The following is a 22,719-nucleotide window of genomic DNA, read 5'->3' as shown; positions in this document are numbered from 1 at the left end:
ATAAAGAGTAAACATATTTTATAAACAAAGTAAAAAAGCCTTGTAATTACAAGGCTTTTTGTAAACTTCCTTTATTTTGTAGTAAGTACATATTATAATACAATCCTTGTTCACTCAGTAATTCTTGATGTGTTCCTCTTTCTACTATCTCTCCATCGTGCATAACAAAAATTTGATCTGCATCTTGTATGGTAGATAATCTGTGTGCAATCGCTATCGTAGTCCGTCCTTTTCGCATTTGCTGTAACGCTGTTTGGATTGCATCTTCAGTTTCTGTATCAATATTTGCTGTTGCTTCATCTAATACTAACACTTTCGGATTCGTTGCTATCGTTCTAGCGAAAGTAATTAATTGTCTTTGACCACTAGAAAATGCAGCTCCTCTTTCTACTACTTCCGTTTCATACTGCTCTGGTAATTTTTCAATAAACGTATTCGCTTGCACAAATTGTGCCGCTTCTTTTACTTCTTCATCCGTAATTTTTTCATTATACATACGAATATTTTGTTTTACATTTCCCGCAAATAAAAATGCATCTTGCAATACAAGTCCTATTTTCTTTCTAATTTCTTGTTCTTCAAATTTCTCTAACTCTACACCATCTATTACAATATTTCCGGAATTAATATTATAGAATCTCAGTAATAAATTCATAATAGTACTCTTTCCGCTGCCAGTGTGCCCAACGAAAGCAACCGTTTGCCCTTGTTTCACGTGAAAAGATACATTTTTTAAAACATCACGTTTTCCATCGTACGAAAAAGTAACATTTTTAAATTCAATATCTCCATTAATAACTTGAGGATTTCCATCCCCTTTTTGAACTGGCGCTAAATCTTTCTCATCCATTAAATGAAATACACGTGATGATGAAACCAGTGCCTGTTGGAAAAATGATAATTTCATCATCATCTCATTTACAGGCTGGAAGAAACGATGTATATAGTTAACAAACGCATATAAAACGCCTACTTCAACAGGACTCTTCAAAGCATCAATTCCAAATAAACCAAGTACTAACGCAATAGCTACAATATGAACTAAATCAGTTGCTGGACGTAAAAGTAATGCATCTAACTTTAATGTACGTCGCCCTGCACTATAATGTTTATTATTCACTTCTTCAAATTCTTTTCTCATGCGCTTTTCTTGTCTGAACACTTGAACAATATTCATCCCTTGAATGGACTCGTTTAACTTTGCATTTAACACACTTAATTGATTACGGACTTCTAAATAAAAAGCTGCACTTTTCCGGCGATATAATACCATAATCGCAAACATGATCGGAATTAATACGAGAGAAAATAGCGCTAATTTTACATTTAATAAAAACATCGCTACTAAAATCCCTACTAAAAATACGATATTCTTAACAAATGTTGATAATACACTGACATAAAAATCTTTAATTGCTTCTGTATCATTCGTTATGCGCGATACGAGCGTACCAATCGGCGTACGATCAAAGAAACTTAATGACAATTTTTGAACATGCTCATATACTTCAACACGCATATCTTGAACAATTTTAAAAGCGATATTTTGAAAATATAACAAGTCTAAATAAGTAAATAATACTTTTAATAAGTGAGCAACAATATACACTACAAATAGAGTAACAAGTGCTGATTGATCAAAGTTACGTGGTACTAAGTGTTCATCAAGAAATTGTTTAATTAAAAAAGGACCCATCATTTCTGTTACAGTTGCACCAACTAGAAATAAAAATGCTAATGCTAACAGTCCTTTATATGGCCTCATATAAGACAGTAATCTTCTTAAATCGCTCTGTTTTTTCTCAGCCATCATACGCCTCCTTTCTCGACTAATGCTTCTAACTGCTGGCTCTCATACATTTCTTTATACCAACCATGTTCTTTCATTAATTGTTCATGTGTACCTCGTTGTACAATTTTACCTTCATCCACAACAAGAATAAGATTGGCATGCTGAATTGCACTTAAACGATGGGCAGTAATAATTGTCGTTTTCCCTGCTCTCTCCCTCTTTAAAGCATTTAAAATCGTTTCTTCTGTTTTTGCATCTACTGCTGATAAACAATCATCTAAAATTAAAATTTCAGCATCCGTTAATAAAGCACGCGCAATAGAAATTCTCTGTTTTTGACCTCCAGATAAAGAAACGCCTCTTTCCCCAACTACTGTTTCATATCCTTCTGAAAATTGAAGGATGTCATTGTGAATACAAGCAATCTCTGCAGCACGGGTAATTTCATTATATGTAGCATCCGCCTTTCCAAAGGCAATATTCTCCCCAATACTCGCTGAAAATAAAAAATGATCTTGCGGCACATATGAAATAGCAGAACGGACACCGTAAAGTGTTACATCGCGAATATCCCGCTCTCCAACTTTTAATTCACCATTAAAATGATCATACTCACGGATTAAACATTTTAATAAAGTCGTTTTCCCTGCACCTGTACGTCCTACAATCCCTAACGTTTCCCCTTTCTTCAAATCAAAGTGAATATCTGTTAAATGTAACAGTTCATTTTTCTTATACGAAAACGAATCAACCGCAAATGAAACATCACCGCTCGCTATTGTATGCACAGCATTTTCTCTATTTACTACATCTGATTTTTGTGAGAGAATTTTTTCTACACGGTCATACGAAGCACGCCCACGCTCCATAATATTAAACAGCCATCCAAACGCTAACATCGGCCAAACAAGGGTACCTAAATACGTCGTAAATGTAACGAGATCACCTACTGTTAATTCACCTCTCACAACTAATACTGACCCGTAACATACTGCGATTAAAAATGAAAATCCTACGATAAGAGCGATTGTTGGATCAAATAACGAATCAATACGTGCAACTAACATATTTTTATGTACGACATCTTCTGATTTTTTTCGGAACGCTTGCAAATCTTCTTTTTCTTGTCCAAGCGATCGAATTACCTTCATCCCACTCATACTCTCTTGCACTTTATCATTGATTTCCGAAAACGATTGCTGTGCTTTATGAAACCTTTTATGTAATAAAGTGCCGTAATAATTTGTCGATATTGCTACAATCGGCATTGGAATTAAGCTTAACAATGTTAACTTCCAACTAATTGTAAAACCCATTGCTACGAGTACACATCCTCCAACAGCCAATGAATCAACAAGTGTTAAAACACCCGCCCCAGCAGTTTGCTGAATTGCTTGAATATCATTGGTCGCGTGCGCCATTAAATCACCTGTGCGATTTGACTGATAGAAAGATGGACTCATCTTTGTAAAATGTTCATACAAATTTTTTCGTAATTGGCGAGCTAACTTTAATGAAGACCCAAAAATCATAATGCGCCACACGTAACGTAATATGTACATCGTAATACCTACGAGTACTAAGAGTACAACCCATTTCAGTAACTTTTCAGTCGTTAATGTTCCATCGTTAATTTCATCTACAACAATCCCAATCACTTTTGGTGCTACAAGTTCTAAAAGTGCGACGCCAAATAATAAAATAATTCCGGTTATGTACGCTCGTTTTTCTTGTTTAAAAAACCACGCTAAATTCATAAACACTTTCATATTTTTCCTCCTCCCTTAAAATGAGCGATGTTTTCAGTTTAACAAAAATACAGAATTTTTAAAAGTTTTAAACTCTATTCGTATAAAAAAGAAAAGACACTCTTAGCGAGTGTCTTTTAGCGCTTATTTCATTTGTTGCTTGTTCATCGCGCTCATCATTTGATTGATTTTCTTTTGGGAAGGTTTTTGTCCCATTTGCATCATCATCATTTTTAACATTTGTTCGTTAATTGGTGGATTTTTTTGTAAGTAATTCATCATGTATTTGCGGGCAATGAAAAATCCTAACGCCACGCCTGCTACTAGTGCTACTACGCCCACTAGAATACCTAACCAAATTGGCATATATTTTCCTCCTTCATGTTGTCTACCTTACAGTGTACTAAAACCTTTTCAATAAGACAAGATACAATTCGACATTTTTTACACATATGTTCGTACTTGTTTTAGAGGATTCAGCCATCCGTACTTTGTATTTTCATAATCCATAGCTAAAAATGTTAATTCACACTTCCGAAGCACCTCAAAGAAAGTCGTTTCCATAGAAACATTTCCAGAGGTATTCATGCGAATATAGTGTGGTTTCACCATTATTTCGCCATATTCTGCCCCTGTATAAAGTGTATGTGTATGATGTGTTCGATCATATTTACCAAGAACGCGCAAAGCTTGTTCTAATTTATGATGAATTTTCATTACTTGTAATGGCATCGTTATATACATCATTTGTTTATATAGCACTTTTTTCTCCGAAAGGGACCCAGATTCTGAAAATCGAGCAAATAAATCAAAAAACAAATATTCACGACCAAAGTAAGCTTTCGCAATATCCTCTTGAATTAAATACAATTCATACGTTTTCATCTTTCGCCTCCCCATCTGGACAACCTTTTCTCTTCATTATATAGAAGAAATTTTGCAATGATTGTCTGACTGCGGAGAGAGAAAAAACTTTTTCTGTCGAAAAAACTCATTTACATAGAAAAACCTCTCCATGCCGGAGAGATTTTTCTAAAATCATTAAAGCATTTCTTTTACTTTACGAACAACGTTCTCTACAGTAAATCCATACTCTTCCATAATCTTCTCACCAGGAGCAGAAGCACCAAATGTATCGATACCTAACACATCTCCTTCAAGACCTACGTAACGGTGCCATCCGAATGTAGCACCCATTTCGATTGCGAAACGTTTTGTTACTGCTTTTGGTAATACAGATTCTTTGTACTCAGCAGTTTGAGCTTCAAAGCGATCCATAGATGGCATGCTGACAACAGATGCGTCAACACCGTCTACTGCTAATGCTTTTTGAGCTTCAACAGCTAGACTTACTTCTGATCCAGTTGCAAGTAAGATTACATCAGCTGTTTCTTTCTTGCTTGCAGAAACTACATATGCACCTTTTGCTACTTTTTCATACGTATCGTCTTTTGCACCTTCTAATGTTGGAAGATCTTGACGAGTTAATACTAAAGCAGTTGGTTTGTTTGTAGATTCTAGAGCTAGTCTCCAAGCCGCAACAGACTCGTTACCGTCAGCTGGACGAATAACAGATACATTTGGCATTGCACGTAGCGCCGCTAATTGCTCGATTGGTTCATGTGTTGGACCATCTTCACCAACAGCGATACTGTCGTGTGTGAATACATACGTTACCGGCAATTGCATTAATGCTGCAAGACGAATTGCTGGACGTAAGTAGTCAGAGAATACGAAGAATGTACCACCGTAAGTTTTTAAACCACCATGTAGTGCAATACCGTTCATTGCTGCACCCATTGCGAACTCACGTACACCGTACCAAATGTTCTTACCGCTGTAATCATCTCTTGTAAAGTCTTTTTCGTTATTCATGTATGTTTTGTTAGAACCAGCAAGGTCAGCTGATCCACCGAAGAATGATGGTACAGATTCTGCAATTGCATTAATTACAGCACCAGAAGAATTACGAGTTGCTGCTTTTGATCCTAATTCATAAGTTGGTAAGTTTTGCTCCCAACCTTCTGGAAGTTGACCGTTCATTGCTGCTTGGAATTCGTTTGCTAATTCTGGGTATGCTTGTGCATATTCACCTAGCATCGTGTTCCACTCTGCTTGCGCAGTTTCACCAACGTCTTGTACTGTTTTACGGAAGTTGTCGTATACTTCTTCTGCTACGTGGAAGTCTTGCTCAGCAGTCCAAGCGTATGCTTCTTTCGTTAATTTTGTTTCTTCTACACCTAGTGGAGAACCATGTGAAGCTGATTTTCCTGATTTGTTTGGAGAACCGAAACCAATTGTCGTTCTTACTTCAATTAGCGTTGGGCGTTTTTCGTCAGCTTTCGCTTCTTCGATTGCTTTTGCGATAGCTTCAATATCGTTTCCATCCTCAACACGGATTACTTGCCATCCGTATGCTTTGTAACGATCTTCTACACTTTCAGAGAATGAACGATTTAAATCGCCATCTAATGAAATATCGTTTGAATCGTAAAGCACAACAAGACGACCTAATTGTAAATGAGCAGCTAATGAAGATGCTTCAGCAGAAACGCCTTCCATTAAATCTCCATCACCACAAATAGCGTATGTATAATGATCTACTACATTATACGCATCACGGTTATATTTAGCAGCTAAATGTCTTTCTGCCATTGCCATACCTACAGCAGTTGCAATACCTTGTCCAAGTGGACCAGTCGTTGCATCTACACCAGCTGTATGACCGTACTCAGGATGTCCTGGAGTTTTGCTTCCCCATTGACGGAAGTTCTTTAAGTCATCCATTGTTACATCATAACCAGATAGGTGAAGTAGGCTGTATAATAACATTGAACCATGACCTGCAGATAATACGAAACGATCACGGTTAAACCACGTTGGGTTATTTGGATTGTGTTTCATAAATTGAGTCCATAATGTATAAGCCATTGGTGCTGCACCCATTGGCATTCCTGGGTGACCAGAGTTTGCTTTTTCAATCGCATCGATGGATAATGTGCGAATCGTGTTGATAGAAAGTTGTTCGATTGAATGTGACATGCTATTCTTCCCTTCGCTTATATTAGTAAACGTTTTATACATTTATATGATAGCTTCCCACGCAAGATTATACAACATGTATCGACAAATATGTTGATGTTTTTTTGATTTTTTATAAAAAAATCAATGTTTTCGGGAATGTATGGGTATTCAATATGACATACTTTTTTATTATTTTTATTATTTTTATTTTGAAAAGAAAGGGAATTATCTGTATATTTATACAGATATACAAAATTCTTCTATACTTACTTTTTTCAATACATTTTACAAAACACAAAAAAGCATCTAACTTCGATGCTTTTCAAATCAGTTAAACAATCCGTTTCCGAATCGAACTTGAAATAAAATCAATGATAATGACCATTAAAATGATGCCCAATAAAATAATTCCCACGCGAGACCAATTACGTGAACTCAGCGCAAAAATTAGGGGCGTACCAATACCACCTGCTCCAATAACACCTAAAATGGCAGCGGATCGTACATTAATTTCGAACCTGTATAATGTATACGATAGAAAATCTGGTAATACTTGTGGCAATACTGCATACCAAAGTATTTGGAACCGGTTTGCGCCTGTAGCTATTAACGCCTCTGTCGGCCCCTTATCTATATTTTCAATTCCTTCTGAATATAATTTCCCTAACATTCCAATAGAGTGTAATCCTAAAGCTAGAACGCCGGCAAAAGAGCCTGGTCCAACAGCCTTTATAAATAAAAGGGCCATAACTAATTCAGGAAATGTACGAACAAAACTAAGTACAAATTTCCCAGTTCCTGAAGTTAGTTTTCCACTGCTCATATTCGTCGCCGCCCAAAAAGCAAATGGAACAGATAAAAAGGCAGAAATAAATGTACCCAATATCGCAATTGCCAACGTATCAATTAAACCATGTAATAAATCTTCACCATCTGGCAAAGATACATACGCCCAATCTGGATTCAATACACCTGTCATAATTGCTTTTGTAATTTCTCCTGCCGTATCCTTAATTCCTTCTAGCGGTACTCCTGAAAAAGCCCATACGTAAACAAATGTAAGTGCTATAAAAATAAACAAGCGATACACACTCGGTTTCTTCGTTTTTGGTACGATTATCGTCGTTTTACTCATTATAATTTCTCCCGCAACAATGTACTTACATAATCAATTAACAATACAACAACAAGGGTATAGATAATAATAGATGCAGTTTGCTGATATTGTAAAAATCCAAGTGTACGATCATAGTATAATCCAATACCACCTGCTCCTACTAAACCTAAAACAGCTGCTGCACGTACGTTCACCTCAAATGTATACAGAACATAAGAGACAAAATGCGCTTTCACTTGCGGAATTACTCCATAAACAATCCATTGCACTTTATTTGCTCCTACTGCTGTCATCGCCTCTAACGGACCTGGATCAATTGATTCAATTGACTCATACAACAATTTCGCCACGAGCCCAATCGAGAAAAAAGTAAGAGCCAGAATACCTGGAAGTGGCCCGATTCCAAAAATCGCTACGAAAATTGCCGCTAATAATAAATCTGGTATCGTTCGGATAAAATTTAATATCATTCGAGCTGGACTGTATAAAAATGTACTAGTAAATACATTACTTGCCGCAAATAGTGCCAGTGGAATAGCTAAAATCGCACCTAAAGTCGTCCCAATAATCGCCATACGTATTGTATCTAACATCGCTGTTGTAATAACTTGAAAATAACTCCAATCTGGCGGCACCATCTCTTTTAACAAATCCATCATATTAGGAAAACCAACTACTAGTTTTGACAATGATGCATCGACCTGTACACTACTTCCCCACAACAGTAAAATGACTAGAACAGCCGTTAACATATGTTTCAACTTACTCGGTGGCTTCGGTATCGATTTCGAATATATCGTCACGTCATTCATTTAACTGCCACCTCTAACAATTCACTTTTCTGTACTACGTCACCATAAATTTCAGCAAACTTTTCATCCGTTGCCTCTTCTACTAAGCCATCAAAAACAATTTCTCCTGCATGTAATCCAATAATGCGCGTCGCATATTGCCTAGCTAAATCAATAGAATGTAAGTTTACAATTGTTGTAATTCCAAAATCTTCATTAATTTTCTTCAAATCATCTAATACTTGCTTTGTTGTTAGCGGATCTAACGATGCAACAGGTTCATCTGCCAATATGATTTTTGCTTCTTGCGCCAACGCTCTAGCAATCGATACACGTTGCTGTTGTCCTCCTGATAATTCATCAGCACGCGCATATGCTTTTTCTAAAATATTTACTCTTTTTAACGATTGAAAAGCAAGCTCCAAATCTTCTTTCGGAAATAGGCCTAACGTTGTACGCAACGTCGAATGATACCCAACACGGCCAGCTAATACGTTCTTTAATACTGTTGATCGCTTTACAAGGTTAAAACTTTGAAAAATCATACCAATATCCCGGCGCATGCGGCGTAATCCTTTTCCTTTCGCAGCCGTAATAGACTCACCTTCAATCATGATTTCTCCTTCTGTAATCTCATGAAGACGATTTACCGATCTTAGAAGTGTAGACTTTCCAGCTCCGGAAAGCCCTACCATTACAACAAACTCACCTTTTTGAATTTTCAAGTTTATATTATTCAATCCTTTTGTACCATTTGGATACACTTTGGAAACATTTCGAAACTCTATCACACATCTTACCTACCTTCTATGTATTCAAAACGGCAAACTAACTGAAAACATACCTTTCCAGCTAGTTGCCATTTCCATATGTATTATTGCGTTTTTACTTTCTTTCCATATTCACGAACGATATCAAATTTACTATCATCAGATTTAACATATCCTTCATGTGAATATACTTCTTTAATGATTTTGTGACCTTCCTCATTCTTTCCAATTTCAATGAAAGCATCCTGTAATTTCTTGCTCCACTCTTCATCTAAATCAGAACGTACCGAAATCGTATCGTTTGGAATTTTCTCCGTAAATTTCACTATTTTCGTTTGATCGAATATATTCGGATAATCTTTTTTTACAATATTACGAGCATCTTGGAATACAACAGCTGCATCTACGTCACCATTTAAAAGAGCAATAAGCGACTGATCGTGACCTTTTAATGTAACAGGTTTCACATCTTTTAACGGATCAATGCCCTCTTTTAATAGTACAGCCGCAGGCCACACATATCCCGCTGATGACGTTACATCTTGATAGCCAATTTTTTTACCTTTTAAATCTTTTACACTATTAATATTTGAATCTTTCTTAACAACAAACTCAGATTTATAAAAGTCTACTAAGTCCTTTGTAGGAGCTCCCGTTTCATCATCTACGCCAAAACGTTGCGCTTGTAAAATTACGTTTGCTGCCTTTTTCTCATGTGCTAACACATACGCTGTTGGGGGTAAAAATCCTACATCTACTTGCTTAGATGCCATCGCTTCTACAATTGTATTATAATTCGTTGAAATACTAACTTTTACTGGAATATTTAACTTATCACTTAATAGCTTCTCAAGTGGTTTTGCCTTCGCCTCTAACGTATCTGCATTTTGAGAAGGAACAAATTGAACATTTAAAGTCTTCGGTACATACCCTTTTTTCGTATCTTCATTTTTACTTGCGCTTGATTCCTTCGTTCCACAGCCACTTAACAAACCCGCTGCTAATACAACTGTTGTGCTCATTGCAAAAACTTTTTTCAACATGTTAATGCCTCCATTTTTCATTGTTATAAAATAACCTTTCATAAACATGAAGAAATATATCACACATTTTTACAAATAATTGATTATTTACAGAATCTTTACACATTCTATACACTCACATTAAAATTCTCTCCATATATTTGATATGCTTAATCAGTAGATAATAATAGAAAAGGTGAATGATATTGAATCAAAATCAAATTGTAACTTTAAACATCCTATTAACAAGTGATATACATGGTACTGTTTATCCAATTCACTACCAAGATAACTCTCCAGCAGAAATTGGTTTAGCTAAGATTTCTACTCTTATAAAAAAAGAACGGTCCCAAAATAAAAACGTTCTTTTAATTGATAACGGTGACTTCATACAAGGAACACCATTTACTTACCATTACGCTACATATGAAAAAGATAAGAAAAACCCAATGTCATTAATAGCAAACTATTTACGTTATGACGCTGCAGTGATTGGGAATCATGAATTTAATTATGGAATGGATGTATTAAACAATGCTATTTCTACTGCAAACTTCCCATATTTATCAGCAAATATTTTAGACAAAAGCAGTAAAAAACCTTATTTCGGGAAACCATATATAATAAAACATATTGAAGCAAATATAAAAATTGCTATTTTAGGGGTGACAACGCATTATATTCCAAATTGGGAACAACCCCATCACATTAAAGACTTGCAATTTGAAGATGCGTTAGAAACAACAAAAAATTGGGTTTCTTACATTCACGAACATGAGAAACCAGATTTACTAGTCGTAGCGTATCATGGGGGATTTGAACGCGATTTACAAACTGGAGAACCGACTGAAGTTTTAACAGGCGAAAACCAAGGGTATGCTATGTGTCATGAAATTGAGGGCATAGATATTTTATTAACAGGCCATCAGCACCGAGAAATGGCTCAAACAGTGGGTACTGATGTAACAATTTTACAGACTGGATGTAATGGACATTCAGTTGGAAAAGTAACTGTAACATTTGAAAAAATAAAACAAGAGTGGGTAAAAAAAGAGAGTTATTCAGAACTATTAACTGTGCAAGAAATCGAGGCAGATCCAGATGTTCTTTACTTGGTAGCCGATTATGAAGAGAAAACACAAAAATGGCTTGATCAACCTATTGGAACCATCCACGGTGACATGCAAATTTCAGATGCTATGCAAACTCGTTTGCAAGACCATCCTTTTATTGAATTCATAAACAAAATACAGATGGATATAGCTAATGTTTCTATTTCTTGTACAAGCTTATTCCATAATACATCTCCAGGTTTCCCGAAATATGTAACAATGCGTGACATCGTTTCTAATTATATTTATCCAAATACATTAAAAGTAATTAGAATAACTGGAGCAGATATAAAAGATGCTCTCGAACTCTCTGCTTCTTATTTCACATTAAAAGAAGATGGAACCATCATCGTAAACCCTAGCTACATAGAACCAAAACCGCAACACTATAATTACGATATGTGGGAAGGAATTTCGTACGTATTAAACATTTCCAAACCAATTGGCGACAGAGTAGAATCTTTACAGCATAAAGGCACTCCTCTTAATATGAGTGAAGAATATGACGTCGTTATGAATAATTATCGCGCGAGCGGCGGAGGGAACTTCTTTATGTTTCAAAATAAGCCCGTAATAAAAGATATACCAACAAATATGTCTGAACTTATCGCTAACTATATATTGAAGCATAAAAAGATAGAAGCAACAGTCAATAACAACTGGAAAGTTATTAAATAAATAAAAAAAGATGGGCTTCGCCCATCTTTTAGTTTAATTTTGCATTATCTTGCTTTTTTAAAGCTTTTAATTTCGCCGGTGTAACATCAGTACCTTGTTCGTTAACGACTTTAATTCCTTTTAGTTCGTTTAACATATTTTGACGAAATCCTTTTAAATATTGTTCACGTAGCGATTGACGCTCACGTTGTTCTTCTTCAGTTAAACCTTCAGCTTTTGCTTTTTTCGCTAAGAAGTTAATGCGTTCAACGAGTTCGTGACTAAGCATCTCGAATCCCCCTTCTACTCAAAACTGATTATTATCATACAATAGTTACTCTTCTTTATCAAGCAATTGCTTTGTATACTCTACATATCTACGATGTACCGTCGCTTTTGAAACATTATGACCAAAGCCACGTAGTGTTGCTGCAATTTCTTCGAAAGTAAGTTCACTCTTACGCAAACGTACAATTTCCTCAATTGGCACTTCTTTCTTCTCTCGTCCTACACTTAAATGACGATTCTTTAAATTATTTTCTGGACGATAGCCTTTTTCTACTGCTCGTTGCATACCACGTTTAATTTTTAAATTATGAATCTTTCTTTGATACTCTTCAACAATACCAATAATATCTAATACCATTGAATCAGAATCCGACAATTGCAATTCACCATTATGTGTATGCGTATATACTTTTATTCCTTCTTTATGTAAACAGTGCATTAACGCAATCTTTGCATTCCCCCTACCAAGGCGCGTTTCATCTTGTATAAGTAGCACATCAATTTGTTCGTCTCGAATTGTATCTAGCACTTCTAATATACCATCACGTTCAATTGTATAGCCACTAGCCTGCTCTTCAATCACCTTAGTAACATTCATTTGATAGCGCTCCGCTAAATGCAATAATTCATCTTTTTGACGTAATAATGATGTTTCTTGCGCTTCTTTTGTTGTACTCACACGCGCATAAATAATTGCATTCATTATGAACCCCTCTTTCTCACTATAATTTCCCTTTAGTGTAACATAAATTCGCCTTTTGTTCGAACTTATGTTTGTAGAATGTTTTTTCACATGTTATACTTATTAATAAGAAAAATGAAAGAAAACGAGGTGTTAGAAAACATGGAAAAGTTAACGAAACGCCAGCAAGACATTCTCGACTTTATTAAGCTAAAAGTACAAGAAAAAGGATATCCACCTTCCGTACGTGAAATTGGTCAAGCAGTCGGCCTCGCTTCTAGTTCTACAGTGCACGGACATTTATCAAGATTAGAAGAAAAAGGATACATTCGACGCGATCCAACAAAACCACGCGCAATTGAAATTTTAGGTGAAGACCGAATGGATACAGAAACACAATCTGTTATTCAAGTTCCAATTGTCGGGAAAGTTACTGCTGGATTACCAATTACAGCAGTCGAAAGCGTTGAGGAACACTTCCCTCTTCCAGCTAGCATTGTCGCAGGAGCAGATCAAGTGTTTATGTTACGTATTTCTGGAGATAGTATGATTGAAGCTGGTATTTTCGATGGAGATTTAGTTGTTGTTCGCCAACAACAGTCTGCATATAATGGTGAAATTGTAGTCGCTTTAACAGAAGATAATGAAGCAACTGTTAAACGTTTCTATAAAGAAAAAGACCATTTCCGTCTACAACCGGAAAACTCTTCATTAGAACCTATCATTTTAAAGCAAGTGTCAGTTATCGGTAAAGTAATTGGCGTATATCGTGATTTACATTAAGAATATAAAAGAAGATAATTACCTTATTTATATAAGGTAATTATCTTCTTTTTTTGTATTTTGATAGATTTTCACACATTCTATTTCTTACGAACGCGTTTCAATCGTCACATCGCCCGCAGCTGTTTTACCGCTAATCTTTTTACTCCCATTACCAATCGTTACGTCTTTATTTTCTTCATTAAAAATTGTTACATCCCCGGCAGCACTTTGCCCAGTAATTACCGCATCTTTTGGTTTTTCCGATAAAGTAATATTTATATCTCCCGCAGTTGAACTTGCTTCTAGATTGTACTTAGAATCATGATCTAGAATATTTATTTCCCCACTGGTCGTTTTTGCAGTCACTTTCCCTATTACTTTTTTAAAGTTTACTTCACCAGCTTTTGTAGATCCCTCCACATTCTTAGCCGTTACATGTTTCAAATCCACTTCTCCAGTAAGTGTTCTAGCACTTACACGGTCACTTTTCACATCACTTATTTCAATTTGTCCAGCAGATGAATTTACTTTTACATCTTGGTAAGAGCGTTCAGGCACAAGGAGAGTCAATGTAGACGTTTGAAACCTAAAATCGTAAAAAGAAAAATCAAATGAAGCACCTTTTTCTCTTTCTCCAATGATTTTTAATGTGTCACTATCTTCAGTAATACGAATCTCTTGTTTACGCGCATCTCCTGATTGCTTTACATAAAAAGAAGCGTCAGGAGATTTTTGGACAACAATATCCCCGACATCTAACTTAACTTCTATATTTTTTAGTGTTTCGTTTTTAATTATATCTTCTTTGTTTCCTTTTTCTGCAGTTTGCACTGCTTTTTCATATGTTTGTGAAATTCCTATTACTCCAATAATGATACAAGCGATCGCTACTAACAATATTTTTTTCATCATCTACTCTCCTTTTATCATTTTGAAGTTCCATATGACATAACGTACACATAACCTTTTAAACCACTTCGTACTATAATAAGCGATAATACATAACAACAAACCTATCCCAACAAATGTTATACTTACGAATACATCTAACCATATAAATGTACCCATAAATACTTTTCCAATTACGAAAAATGGTGTCACTACACTAGCAATCCCACCGACCCAAAAAGAGAATATAAAAGCGATAATTGCAACTAACGGGCCTAATACAATAATGAAATTAAACAAACTAAGTCCAATCGCTGCCATAACAGCTCTTGTCACATTTGAAGTTGACGGATCTTTTTTCATTTCATCAAATCGATACATCGCAAGTAATTCTTTTGCAATTACTTTCGGAGAGCCAAGACCCTTTATTATTTCCGATTCAGTTTTCCCCTCTTCTATCCCAAACTGAAAATGCTCTTCATAATCAAATAAAATATCTTTCCTCTCTTCGTCCGGTAACTTTCTAAGATGACTTGATAATTCCTTAAGAAACTGTTCTTTACTCATCCCATTCCACCCCTTCAATAATTTCTTGTACACCTTTCGCAAAATCACGCCACTCTGTTACTAACAAATTCAGTTGCGTTTCCCCTTGCTCAGTTAGTTGATAATATTTACGAGGCGGTCCCTCCGTAGATTCTTTTAAATACGTTTGAAAATATCCTTCTTTCGTTAAACGACGTAATAAAGGGTATACTGACCCTTCCGATATTAAAAATTTATTTGAGATTTGCTGAACAAGTTCATAACCGTAACAATCTTTACGTTTCACAAGTGCCAATACACACAGTTCTAACACACCTTTTTTAAACTGAACGTTCAAGTGCAATCCCCCTTTCTCATTCCAGTACTGTTCAATACACGGTACCTGGCATATCCATAATATACCACTCGATATTGTTTATTGCAAGGTACTCATTTGTATTTACTACCTAAATTTAAAAAACGCACAAATAAAAGCCCTAATAATGTCCTATTATAACTGACCATTATTCGGGCTTTTATTCGATTCGAACCGCTTGCATACAAAACTTCATTCACTCTTTCTCCTCTAAGAACCAACTTCCATTTGTGCCCCTAATAAACTTCGGAATACACCTTTTCTCTCTTTAGCCAATTGATTAAATTCACCTTTTTGGACAATTTCACCTTTTCCTAAGACAATGACTTGATCTGCATTGCGTATAGTTGATAAACGATGCGCAATCACAACAATAGTCATTGTTCCTTTCAATCTTTCTATTGCTGATTGGATTTTTACTTCATTTTCAGCATCTAATGCACTTGTAGCTTCATCTAATACTAAAATCGATGGCTTTCTTAAAATAGCTCGAGCTAATACAAGTCGCTGACGTTCACCACCTGAAAGCCTCACACCACGATCTCCAATCAATGTATCAAGCCCCTTTGGAAGTGTTTGTACAAATTCAGCGGCGGCCGCAAAACTTAATGCATCCCAAATTTCTTCCTCACTTGCATTCGGTTCAATCATCAATAAATTATCCCTTATGCTCGCATTAAATAAGAAAGGATCTTGTGGTACATAACTAATAGCCCGTCTTAATGACAATATATTATCAGTTATAAGTGGAGTACCATCTATTAATACTTGACCTTTTTCTGGCTGGATTAATCCCATTAATACATCAATTAATGTACTTTTTCCTGCACCAGAATGTCCCACAATGGCCGTCATACTATTTATTGGAATTTGTACATTAATATTTTGAAGTGCGTATAAAGATTCTTGCTTATTATAACGAAAGTGAACATCCTTACACTCAATACCTTGTTCAATACAAATCGGCTTTATATGCTTTTGCTGATGTATATCCTGCATTTCAAACACTTCCTTATATTCCTCTTGCAGCTCCCATAATGACTTAAAAGCAGGAATACTTGCAGCCAGTTGTTCTAAATTTGACTGAATCGTCATAAATCTTGGCCACAGTCTAGAAAAAATGAGAATGATTAATAGTAGTTGAGTGGATTGCGCTTGAAACATACTTACTGATAATAATAAAAAAAATGCAATTAATATAGCCATTGAAACTTTATAAAACAATTGAGAGTTCGATCTTATTCTCATATACTCCATTTGCTCATTACTCATCTTTTCTGTTATAGATTGTAACCAATCTAAACGTGATGATTCCAAAGTATTACTCTTTATCTCTTTAATTCCATTAAAATGATCTGTTATACCAGAAAGATAATCTTTTGCCAATTCTGAGGTCTTACCGCCTAGTATTCGTGCTTTTTTTATAAAAACACGAGAAGCTACCAAGAATAATAAACCAAAGACCAAAACAAATATAGTTATTTGAGGAGATAATAAAAATGCAATCCCCACCTGTATAAATGTAAACAGAATAGCAGCTAACAATTGTAAAATTAAATTAACCCCATAACTTACACGAGCTAATTCTGTAGTTAATATATTTATTAGGTTTGTTTTCCTTTTCTCTAAAAAAAAACTCCACTTTGCTTTTAAAATCATACTATATGTTTCTATTCTTAATTCTCGTACAAAAGCTTGTTGCGTTCTCGCATCCCTTAGCGCTATATTTCTTTGTAGTAAATTTTGACCTAACACTATTAGTATATATATACCTAAAATAAAAGCTAAACTTGTTGTTTTAGGAAAATCCTGCAAAAATCTAGAGACAGGTACAATAAAAGTAGTCTCCTCGCCTAAATTAATTATTCCAGTCATACTTATCATAGGAATTAATAAAATAATACCTATCCCTTCAAGTAAACTGATTAAAACCATACCAAATAAATTCACATACATTATTTTTCCCGCTGAAGAATATAATTTCTTCATAAAATATATAATATGATTCATCGATGTTCCCCCTATAACAAAGCAAGCTTCTTTGTTTTCCTCCAAAGACATAAAAACGGGCGTAAAGGAAAATATAAAAAATGAAGAAATTTAGGTAACGGTAATGTTTTTGCATCAATGGGATAAGGATATAATTGGCTCATAATATATAAAATCTTTTGCTGATTAGACATTAATGAAAATAAGTGTCGACTATGATAGATAAATACTTCTTCTGGGACAGGTTCGGTATGCAAATTTATCATTTGCTTGAAATAAAACAGCGCCTCTTGAGCTAACTGCTTTGAATGTTTTTTCGCTACTAATTCCATCATCCTTTCATCTAGTCGTATACCTAGCAATTGAGCTGCTAAAATTAATGCTTGTCCTCCTAAATGAAGCATTTGATATTTTCTCATTAACTTATGAATCTCACTCCAATTAAGATCTTGATCGACAATTTTTTTTATATCCACTAACCAGCGTAATCTGGACCAACCATGTCTAGCACCATGAGATACAAGAAACAAAAATAAATCTTCCTCCCCTAACATATATACAGAATTACTCGTAAGGGTACTTTTTCTCTTTCGCTTCCAAAGTTCTTCAAACCCAGGTTCCTTACCCGGTCCGGGATTTAACCTCCAATGAATCTCAAGCTTAATCTGCTTTGTTGGATGAAAAAATGTTATATGATGATGCCTCCATTTCCAATCATTTAATATCGTTTGAATATAATCATCTTTTACGTACCCCTGCTCTAAAAGTAGGATTTCTACTTTTTCTAAATTTTGCATCGGAATTAGAACGTCCAAATCACAGGATGTTCGTAAAGAAATATCCCCATATAAGTCCTGAGATAGTACTGGTCCTTTTAGAAAAATCATACGAATCCCATTTTCATTACATAGTTTATTTATTCGTTCCATTTCAGCACTTAAATAAAGCATGTGAAATGTATTTTTTTTATATTTCCTATTCAAAGTTTGTACAATATGTGAAGGAATTAGCTCCTCATCCACCTGTTTAAATTTTTGATATATCACCGGATAAACGCGATGATGCACAGCTTGCTCAAGAAATACCTCCCAATCAATATCCGAAAACCATTCATTACTGTACGTTTGCACTGTTTCATCATCTTGTAACTTCAAAATTGCAAAAAGAAGTTTCAATTCCTTAGACATGAACTCTACATTCAGACCAAAATCTTTCTCCATTTTATTCTCCTTTAATAGTGTCCTCACTTAGCCTCTTTGCAAATGATCCAACGACAGTAAATTTCTCCATTCCTTCTGATCCAGTAACATAAAAAGAACCACTCCGTAACCATGCATGCGCAATTAATTCCCCATGATTATCCTTAGCAGTTCCTAAATAAAGAGTACTCTCAATGTGACGTTTTTCGAGCATTTTCATCCCAGCTATAGCTTTAACAAGGCACTGACTTTCCCAAAAAGTATAACGGCTCATAATAGAAATAGCTTCAGACACCTTTTTTAGTGTATCCCCGTGTGGCTGAATTTGAGCAACTGATGTTTCGTTCATGTAATCCCCTAAAGAAGGTGCAACTTTGGAAAAGGTAATACTTTTTAGTACACGCGCCCACCCTAAAAAAATAAAAGCCTCTAAAAATAAAAGCTTTGTTTCCATGTTCAGCGATAAAAATACCCTTAACCTTTTCACAATATTCATTAATCCCTTCCTAACAGTTTTCTTAACATTACAAATCTATCTATTAGATTGACCTTTTATTTGAATTAAATCTTCTTGAAATAAACACTCTAAAAAGGAAAGAACTTGTTCTTCGCAATCGCTCCGTTCAATGTTGTACTTTGACAACAATGTACTGACAAGTTCGGTAACTATAATTGGAGTTTTTATTAGGTCCCAAATTTCCCCCCCTGTTTCTCCCAAATTATAATATTTCCCTTTCCGAACATTTAACATTACTTTTTCCCCATCCATATCACTCACAATATTCTCTTCACTTTGGACAATCTGACACTTTAGAGAAATTCTCTCTGTATACATCATCTATTACTCCTCCATGTATAGTTTTTAATATAATTGATACGAGCTCATGTGCTGTAAACCTATTATTTGGACGTTTCAAATGAAACATATCTACCTTGTTTATCACACTTGTAGAAGTAGTGAAATGCCACTCTGTCAATTTTAATTGCGTAACTAAAAACTTACGAAACGTGTGAAAAAACAATGTACGCAGCCGTTCAAGTCCTTCCATTCGAATTAATTCAACATTCTCATCCTCTGTTTTCGTTAACTCAATAACACCAGCAAGAGGTAATGGTTCAGAGAAAAAATGAGATTGTACAGGCACAGCATACTTTGTTTCTCGCTCAAACAATGGATTATAACTTGCCGTTCCCATTCCAAAAGCATTCAAACTTTCCGCCCACAATTTTTGTTGCGGATAAGATGGAATCACAATTGGAGTCTTATCTGCTGAAACTGTCACAGCAATTACATCATCACTCAAAAGTGTATATCCTTTACTTAAAAAAGCTGCTGCTAGGGTTGATTTCCCAGCTCCTGAATTACCTAAAATAGCATACACTTTTCCATCAATATTTATTGCACTCCCGTGCAAAGGCAATATTCCTCTCTGCATTAATAAGGCTCCCATACAAATTCCAAGTATATAAAGTCGTATCTTATCTTCACAAGTGTTCCCCATAGGCGAAACAATGATTTGCTTTCCTTCTTGTATAGAAAATATAGCTGTATCAGGAATACGAATCATAACTACGTTTTTATCAACTACAAAATTTTGTTCTGTGTTAGTAAATTCACTCCATTTCTGAAATAAATCAGCAGTTCGTATTATTACTTCCCTCGTTTCTTCTTGTTCATTAATTCTAGGTAATTCTGGCAATTGAATTTCACTCAACACTCTTAGCCCAAAAACTTTATACATATTTGTTTTTGTAGTTTTAATCAACTCTCTCACTCCAAATAATTATCAACGTTGTTTTACAAATCCCCCTTATACTTCTAGTGTATAAGGGGGATAGGAAACATGAGATCTAATTGCTACTCGATAAATTAACTATAGTGCACTACTTCATCAATATCTGGTTGAACAGCATCCGGTGTTTTAAGTCCCGGTCCAGCCATTGTCATATTAATATCAAGTACTTCCAGTGTAGGAGTGGTCCAATCTTTTTTCATGATGTCACCTCCCTTCAAATAATTTTCTTCATAAATCGATATACTATTAAACTACGCATTAAAATTCGAAAATCCAAATCAAATGCATATTCTGGATGGGGTTCTTCTTTAATCTTAGAAATCGCAGTTCTAATAACCTCTATATCCAAGAATTCTGAAATTATAGGATCCTTACTAAGCTGCTCAAGCTCTTCAATAAATCCACTCCATTGATGCGTCATACGATAAACACCATCAGAACCTTGAACACCTCGAGTAAGTTGATTTAACCTTATCTTATCAGGCAAATAATTTTTGGTTGCTCTTCGAATTAGTGCCCGATCCACACCATTTTGAACGTATTGTTCCTCTGGAACAGCTAAACAAAATTGAACAACCCGTAAATCATTCGTTGGATCTCGATCCCATAAAGAATAGCGCAAAGATAATTTAGATCCGTATGTACCAGTTATGCTCCAATAATATAACTGTTCAAATTGCCTTTTTTTTATTTCATATACATCTGTTATAGAGGTTCCTGTTATATCAACATCATGTTCTAGAAGTTTCTCAAATACATTCATTCTATTTGCAAATTCTGGATTTATTATTTTAGGAAACATAATTTGATTTTTTGATAAAGACATTCGATTCAAAAATGGAAATGTCTTTTTTCTCACCACTGAAAATACTCGCGATTTCTTTACACCAATATTTTTACTATACGAATATAACTCGTGCAAAAAGCGCCGCAATTTCATCTTTTTCAAAAGCATAGCTTGATAATCCAAAGCCGGGCCCCATGACACCGTCCAGTTTCCTCTCTGTCCGTTTAAAAGTACCCCAATCCCTTGTAACCGGGCCTTCTCATAAATTCCCCTAAGCCAAAAAGTGTTCTCGAAGAATTTATATGGCATCTCTAGAATTTCAAGCCACTCATCTATTTCTGATAGAGGACTTCTTCCTGAAAAATCCAAATAATGCTCCTTAATATTCCCTACATGCTGTACAGTTGATTGAATAAAAGGTCGTTCATCAGCCATTCTACTTCTATGCGTCCAATCTACAAAGCCTTTTACTGGCACATAACTATATGTATGTAGTCGTTTATTTGTTGCACTTAAATCTCGTGCAGCAAAGCTAACTACAGAACCCGAATCAAGTCCTCCACTCAAATGGGCCCCTACTTGATGATGAGTACGTAAACGTGATCTTATAGCATTTTGATACACTTCTAAAAACGCTTCTTCATACTCTTCATTTGATTTGAGCTGAAGCCTTTCTCCAGTAATTGGTGTATTGTATCTCGCTAACTGCACTTTCCCATTTTTCACAATTACAGAATGGGAAGGTGGGATTTGCTCAATAGTTTTATATACTGTTGAAGAAGGATCTACCGATTCGAAATTCACAGGTATAGCTAAAAATTCAGCAAACCACTGCTCATTCAATTGTTTTTCAACGTATGGTAGAGTAAATAATGGCTTTATAATAGTACAAAAAGCAAATTTTTCCTCACCACGATAAAAATAAAGCGTCCGGTTTCCCGAAAAATCTCTGGCCCCAAAAAGCATTTGTTTTTTTTCATCCCAAATCATAAAGGCAAAATCGCCTACCAAATATTTTGGAGCCTCTTCTCCCCATTTCTGATAAGAGAGTAAAATTAACTCACTATCTGCCATATTTTTCCGATCTGAATAATCCACTTGTAATTTTTCAAATAACTCATCACGATTATCAATAATAGCATCCGCTGTAATTGTCAATTGCTTTTCATAATTATAAAAGGGTAGTTGTTCACCAACTGACTCTGGTGTAATCCACTGTGCGTGACACCCAAAAAAAATATTTTCTTTGTGCCATATTTGAATATCGTCAGCAGGGTACTTTCGTAAGTCACTCATTAATCGTGTGCCATGTTCAATTGATATAGGTTCATTATTAAAGTGAATAATGCCAGTTATAGCGCTCATTTTCCCCTCCTAATATATAGAAAATT

Annotated in this window: 23 protein-coding genes; 2 read left to right on the top strand and 21 right to left on the bottom strand. The window is 35.2% G+C overall.

Annotated elements, in window-relative coordinates; genetic code table 11:
• Positions 1 to 46 precede the first annotated feature (46 nt).
• The 9 genes from RCJ96_RS24145 to RCJ96_RS24105 all read right to left on the bottom strand — a co-directional run bounded on the left by RCJ96_RS24145 (position 47) and on the right by RCJ96_RS24105 (position 10,285).
• Complete coding sequence (locus tag RCJ96_RS24145) at positions 47 to 1,810, bottom strand: ABC transporter ATP-binding protein (RefSeq protein ID WP_416503883.1); 1,764 nt, start codon at positions 1,808 to 1,810, stop codon at positions 47 to 49.
• Positions 1,810 to 3,561 (bottom strand): ABC transporter ATP-binding protein, encoded by a 1,752-nt coding sequence (locus RCJ96_RS24140; protein ID WP_416503884.1) that lies wholly within the window; start codon positions 3,559 to 3,561, stop codon positions 1,810 to 1,812. Before RCJ96_RS24140 ends, RCJ96_RS24145 begins: the two co-directional genes overlap by 1 nt.
• Positions 3,562 to 3,684: 123 nt before the next feature.
• Positions 3,685 to 3,906: a YneF family protein gene (locus tag RCJ96_RS24135; RefSeq protein ID WP_001123317.1), complete on the bottom strand. Its 222-nt coding sequence runs from the start codon at positions 3,904 to 3,906 to the stop codon at positions 3,685 to 3,687.
• A 78-nt stretch (positions 3,907 to 3,984) separates the two neighbouring features.
• Positions 3,985 to 4,425 carry a sporulation inhibitor of replication protein SirA gene (sirA, locus tag RCJ96_RS24130; protein WP_000860645.1) on the bottom strand — a complete coding sequence of 147 codons (441 nt, stop codon included), beginning with the start codon at positions 4,423 to 4,425 and terminating at the stop codon, positions 3,985 to 3,987.
• 156 nt (positions 4,426 to 4,581) lie between these two features.
• Positions 4,582 to 6,582: a transketolase gene (tkt, locus tag RCJ96_RS24125; RefSeq protein ID WP_000019767.1), complete on the bottom strand. Its 2,001-nt coding sequence runs from the start codon at positions 6,580 to 6,582 to the stop codon at positions 4,582 to 4,584.
• Positions 6,583 to 6,895: 313 nt separating this feature from the next.
• The gene (gene phnE, locus RCJ96_RS24120) at positions 6,896 to 7,699 is read right to left on the bottom strand and encodes a phosphonate ABC transporter, permease protein PhnE (RefSeq protein ID WP_074608388.1); all 804 of its coding nucleotides are present in this window, start codon (positions 7,697 to 7,699) and stop codon (positions 6,896 to 6,898) included.
• The gene (gene phnE / locus RCJ96_RS24115) at positions 7,699 to 8,493 is read right to left on the bottom strand and encodes a phosphonate ABC transporter, permease protein PhnE (RefSeq protein ID WP_074540617.1); all 795 of its coding nucleotides are present in this window, start codon (positions 8,491 to 8,493) and stop codon (positions 7,699 to 7,701) included. Before phnE (RCJ96_RS24115) ends, phnE (RCJ96_RS24120) begins: the two co-directional genes overlap by 1 nt.
• Positions 8,490 to 9,263 (bottom strand): phosphonate ABC transporter ATP-binding protein, encoded by a 774-nt coding sequence (phnC, locus tag RCJ96_RS24110; RefSeq protein WP_000569254.1) that lies wholly within the window; start codon positions 9,261 to 9,263, stop codon positions 8,490 to 8,492. The genes phnE (RCJ96_RS24115) and phnC overlap by 4 nt, the downstream gene beginning before the upstream one ends.
• An 83-nt stretch (positions 9,264 to 9,346) precedes the next feature.
• Positions 9,347 to 10,285: a phosphate/phosphite/phosphonate ABC transporter substrate-binding protein gene (locus RCJ96_RS24105; protein ID WP_074608386.1), complete on the bottom strand. Its 939-nt coding sequence runs from the start codon at positions 10,283 to 10,285 to the stop codon at positions 9,347 to 9,349.
• Positions 10,286 to 10,470: 185 nt separating this feature from the next.
• Between RCJ96_RS24105 and RCJ96_RS24100 the strand changes: the two genes are divergently transcribed.
• Entirely contained in the window at positions 10,471 to 12,054 is a 1,584-nt protein-coding gene (locus RCJ96_RS24100; protein ID WP_074608384.1) for a bifunctional metallophosphatase/5'-nucleotidase, read from the top strand.
• 28 nt (positions 12,055 to 12,082) lie between these two features.
• Here the strand turns inward: RCJ96_RS24100 and RCJ96_RS24095 are convergent, their stop codons facing one another.
• On the bottom strand, positions 12,083 to 12,322 hold the full coding sequence (locus RCJ96_RS24095; RefSeq protein WP_000948565.1) for a DUF896 domain-containing protein: 240 nt from the start codon (positions 12,320 to 12,322) through the stop codon (positions 12,083 to 12,085).
• Between the two features lie 45 nt (positions 12,323 to 12,367).
• Positions 12,368 to 13,024: a YneB family resolvase-like protein gene (locus RCJ96_RS24090; RefSeq protein WP_000991471.1), complete on the bottom strand. Its 657-nt coding sequence runs from the start codon at positions 13,022 to 13,024 to the stop codon at positions 12,368 to 12,370.
• A gap of 141 nt (positions 13,025 to 13,165) precedes the next feature.
• Between RCJ96_RS24090 and lexA the strand changes: the two genes are divergently transcribed.
• The gene (gene lexA, locus RCJ96_RS24085; RefSeq protein ID WP_000413738.1) at positions 13,166 to 13,786 is read left to right on the top strand and encodes a transcriptional repressor LexA; all 621 of its coding nucleotides are present in this window, start codon (positions 13,166 to 13,168) and stop codon (positions 13,784 to 13,786) included.
• Between the two features lie 87 nt (positions 13,787 to 13,873).
• On the opposite strand, the gene RCJ96_RS24080 is transcribed toward lexA, so the two are convergent.
• From RCJ96_RS24080 to RCJ96_RS24035, 10 genes are all read right to left on the bottom strand, one after another.
• Positions 13,874 to 14,680 (bottom strand): DUF4097 family beta strand repeat-containing protein, encoded by an 807-nt coding sequence (locus RCJ96_RS24080; protein WP_074608383.1) that lies wholly within the window; start codon positions 14,678 to 14,680, stop codon positions 13,874 to 13,876.
• Complete coding sequence (locus RCJ96_RS24075) at positions 14,681 to 15,223, bottom strand: DUF1700 domain-containing protein (protein ID WP_046198986.1); 543 nt, start codon at positions 15,221 to 15,223, stop codon at positions 14,681 to 14,683.
• Positions 15,216 to 15,539 (bottom strand): PadR family transcriptional regulator, encoded by a 324-nt coding sequence (locus RCJ96_RS24070; RefSeq protein ID WP_001102620.1) that lies wholly within the window; start codon positions 15,537 to 15,539, stop codon positions 15,216 to 15,218. The genes RCJ96_RS24075 and RCJ96_RS24070 overlap by 8 nt, the downstream gene beginning before the upstream one ends.
• A gap of 228 nt (positions 15,540 to 15,767) precedes the next feature.
• Complete coding sequence (locus RCJ96_RS24065; RefSeq protein WP_242304339.1) at positions 15,768 to 17,567, bottom strand: ABC transporter ATP-binding protein; 1,800 nt, start codon at positions 17,565 to 17,567, stop codon at positions 15,768 to 15,770.
• Between the two features lie 11 nt (positions 17,568 to 17,578).
• On the bottom strand, positions 17,579 to 18,766 hold the full coding sequence (locus RCJ96_RS24060; RefSeq protein ID WP_074607928.1) for a nucleotidyltransferase domain-containing protein: 1,188 nt from the start codon (positions 18,764 to 18,766) through the stop codon (positions 17,579 to 17,581).
• Position 18,767: 1 nt separating this feature from the next.
• Positions 18,768 to 19,241 (bottom strand): lasso peptide biosynthesis B2 protein, encoded by a 474-nt coding sequence (locus RCJ96_RS24055; protein WP_001989480.1) that lies wholly within the window; start codon positions 19,239 to 19,241, stop codon positions 18,768 to 18,770.
• Between the two features lie 36 nt (positions 19,242 to 19,277).
• On the bottom strand, positions 19,278 to 19,583 hold the full coding sequence (locus RCJ96_RS24050; RefSeq protein WP_000990395.1) for a lasso peptide biosynthesis PqqD family chaperone: 306 nt from the start codon (positions 19,581 to 19,583) through the stop codon (positions 19,278 to 19,280).
• Positions 19,534 to 20,511, bottom strand: a complete 978-nt coding sequence (locus RCJ96_RS24045; RefSeq protein ID WP_080493727.1) for an aldolase — start codon at positions 20,509 to 20,511, stop codon at positions 19,534 to 19,536. Before RCJ96_RS24045 ends, RCJ96_RS24050 begins: the two co-directional genes overlap by 50 nt.
• Before the next feature lie 104 nt (positions 20,512 to 20,615).
• Complete coding sequence (locus RCJ96_RS24040) at positions 20,616 to 20,741, bottom strand: paeninodin family lasso peptide (RefSeq protein WP_139302779.1); 126 nt, start codon at positions 20,739 to 20,741, stop codon at positions 20,616 to 20,618.
• Positions 20,742 to 20,755: 14 nt separating this feature from the next.
• Entirely contained in the window at positions 20,756 to 22,693 is a 1,938-nt protein-coding gene (locus tag RCJ96_RS24035) for a lasso peptide isopeptide bond-forming cyclase (protein WP_074607926.1), read from the bottom strand.
• Positions 22,694 to 22,719 lie beyond the last annotated feature (26 nt).

Source organism: Bacillus sp. BSL6 (genome assembly GCF_052928345.1).
This window is presented reverse-complemented; position numbering and strand designations above follow the sequence as displayed.

Excerpts from the sequence above, each read along its gene's own strand:
- RCJ96_RS24065 (WP_242304339.1), bottom strand. The coding sequence starts at position 17,567 with ATGAATCATATTATATATTTTATGAAGAAATTATATTCTTCAGCGGGA.
- RCJ96_RS24060 (WP_074607928.1), bottom strand. The coding sequence starts at position 18,766 with ATGGAGAAAGATTTTGGTCTGAATGTAGAGTTCATGTCTAAGGAATTG.
- RCJ96_RS24090 (WP_000991471.1), bottom strand. The coding sequence starts at position 13,024 with ATGAATGCAATTATTTATGCGCGTGTGAGTACAACAAAAGAAGCGCAA.
- RCJ96_RS24145 (WP_416503883.1), bottom strand. The coding sequence starts at position 1,810 with ATGGCTGAGAAAAAACAGAGCGATTTAAGAAGATTACTGTCTTATATG.
- RCJ96_RS24055 (WP_001989480.1), bottom strand. The coding sequence starts at position 19,241 with ATGAATATTGTGAAAAGGTTAAGGGTATTTTTATCGCTGAACATGGAA.
- RCJ96_RS24135 (WP_001123317.1), bottom strand. The coding sequence starts at position 3,906 with ATGCCAATTTGGTTAGGTATTCTAGTGGGCGTAGTAGCACTAGTAGCA.
- phnE (WP_074608388.1), bottom strand. The coding sequence starts at position 7,699 with ATGAGTAAAACGACGATAATCGTACCAAAAACGAAGAAACCGAGTGTG.
- RCJ96_RS24035 (WP_074607926.1), bottom strand. The coding sequence starts at position 22,693 with ATGAGCGCTATAACTGGCATTATTCACTTTAATAATGAACCTATATCA.
- phnE (WP_074540617.1), bottom strand. The coding sequence starts at position 8,493 with ATGAATGACGTGACGATATATTCGAAATCGATACCGAAGCCACCGAGT.
- RCJ96_RS24040 (WP_139302779.1), bottom strand. The coding sequence starts at position 20,741 with ATGAAAAAAGATTGGACCACTCCTACACTGGAAGTACTTGATATTAAT.
- sirA (WP_000860645.1), bottom strand. The coding sequence starts at position 4,425 with ATGAAAACGTATGAATTGTATTTAATTCAAGAGGATATTGCGAAAGCT.
- RCJ96_RS24105 (WP_074608386.1), bottom strand. The coding sequence starts at position 10,285 with ATGTTGAAAAAAGTTTTTGCAATGAGCACAACAGTTGTATTAGCAGCG.
- tkt (WP_000019767.1), bottom strand. The coding sequence starts at position 6,582 with ATGTCACATTCAATCGAACAACTTTCTATCAACACGATTCGCACATTA.
- RCJ96_RS24050 (WP_000990395.1), bottom strand. The coding sequence starts at position 19,583 with ATGATGTATACAGAGAGAATTTCTCTAAAGTGTCAGATTGTCCAAAGT.
- RCJ96_RS24075 (WP_046198986.1), bottom strand. The coding sequence starts at position 15,223 with ATGAGTAAAGAACAGTTTCTTAAGGAATTATCAAGTCATCTTAGAAAG.
- lexA (WP_000413738.1), top strand. The coding sequence starts at position 13,166 with ATGGAAAAGTTAACGAAACGCCAGCAAGACATTCTCGACTTTATTAAG.
- RCJ96_RS24080 (WP_074608383.1), bottom strand. The coding sequence starts at position 14,680 with ATGATGAAAAAAATATTGTTAGTAGCGATCGCTTGTATCATTATTGGA.
- RCJ96_RS24140 (WP_416503884.1), bottom strand. The coding sequence starts at position 3,561 with ATGAAAGTGTTTATGAATTTAGCGTGGTTTTTTAAACAAGAAAAACGA.
- RCJ96_RS24095 (WP_000948565.1), bottom strand. The coding sequence starts at position 12,322 with ATGCTTAGTCACGAACTCGTTGAACGCATTAACTTCTTAGCGAAAAAA.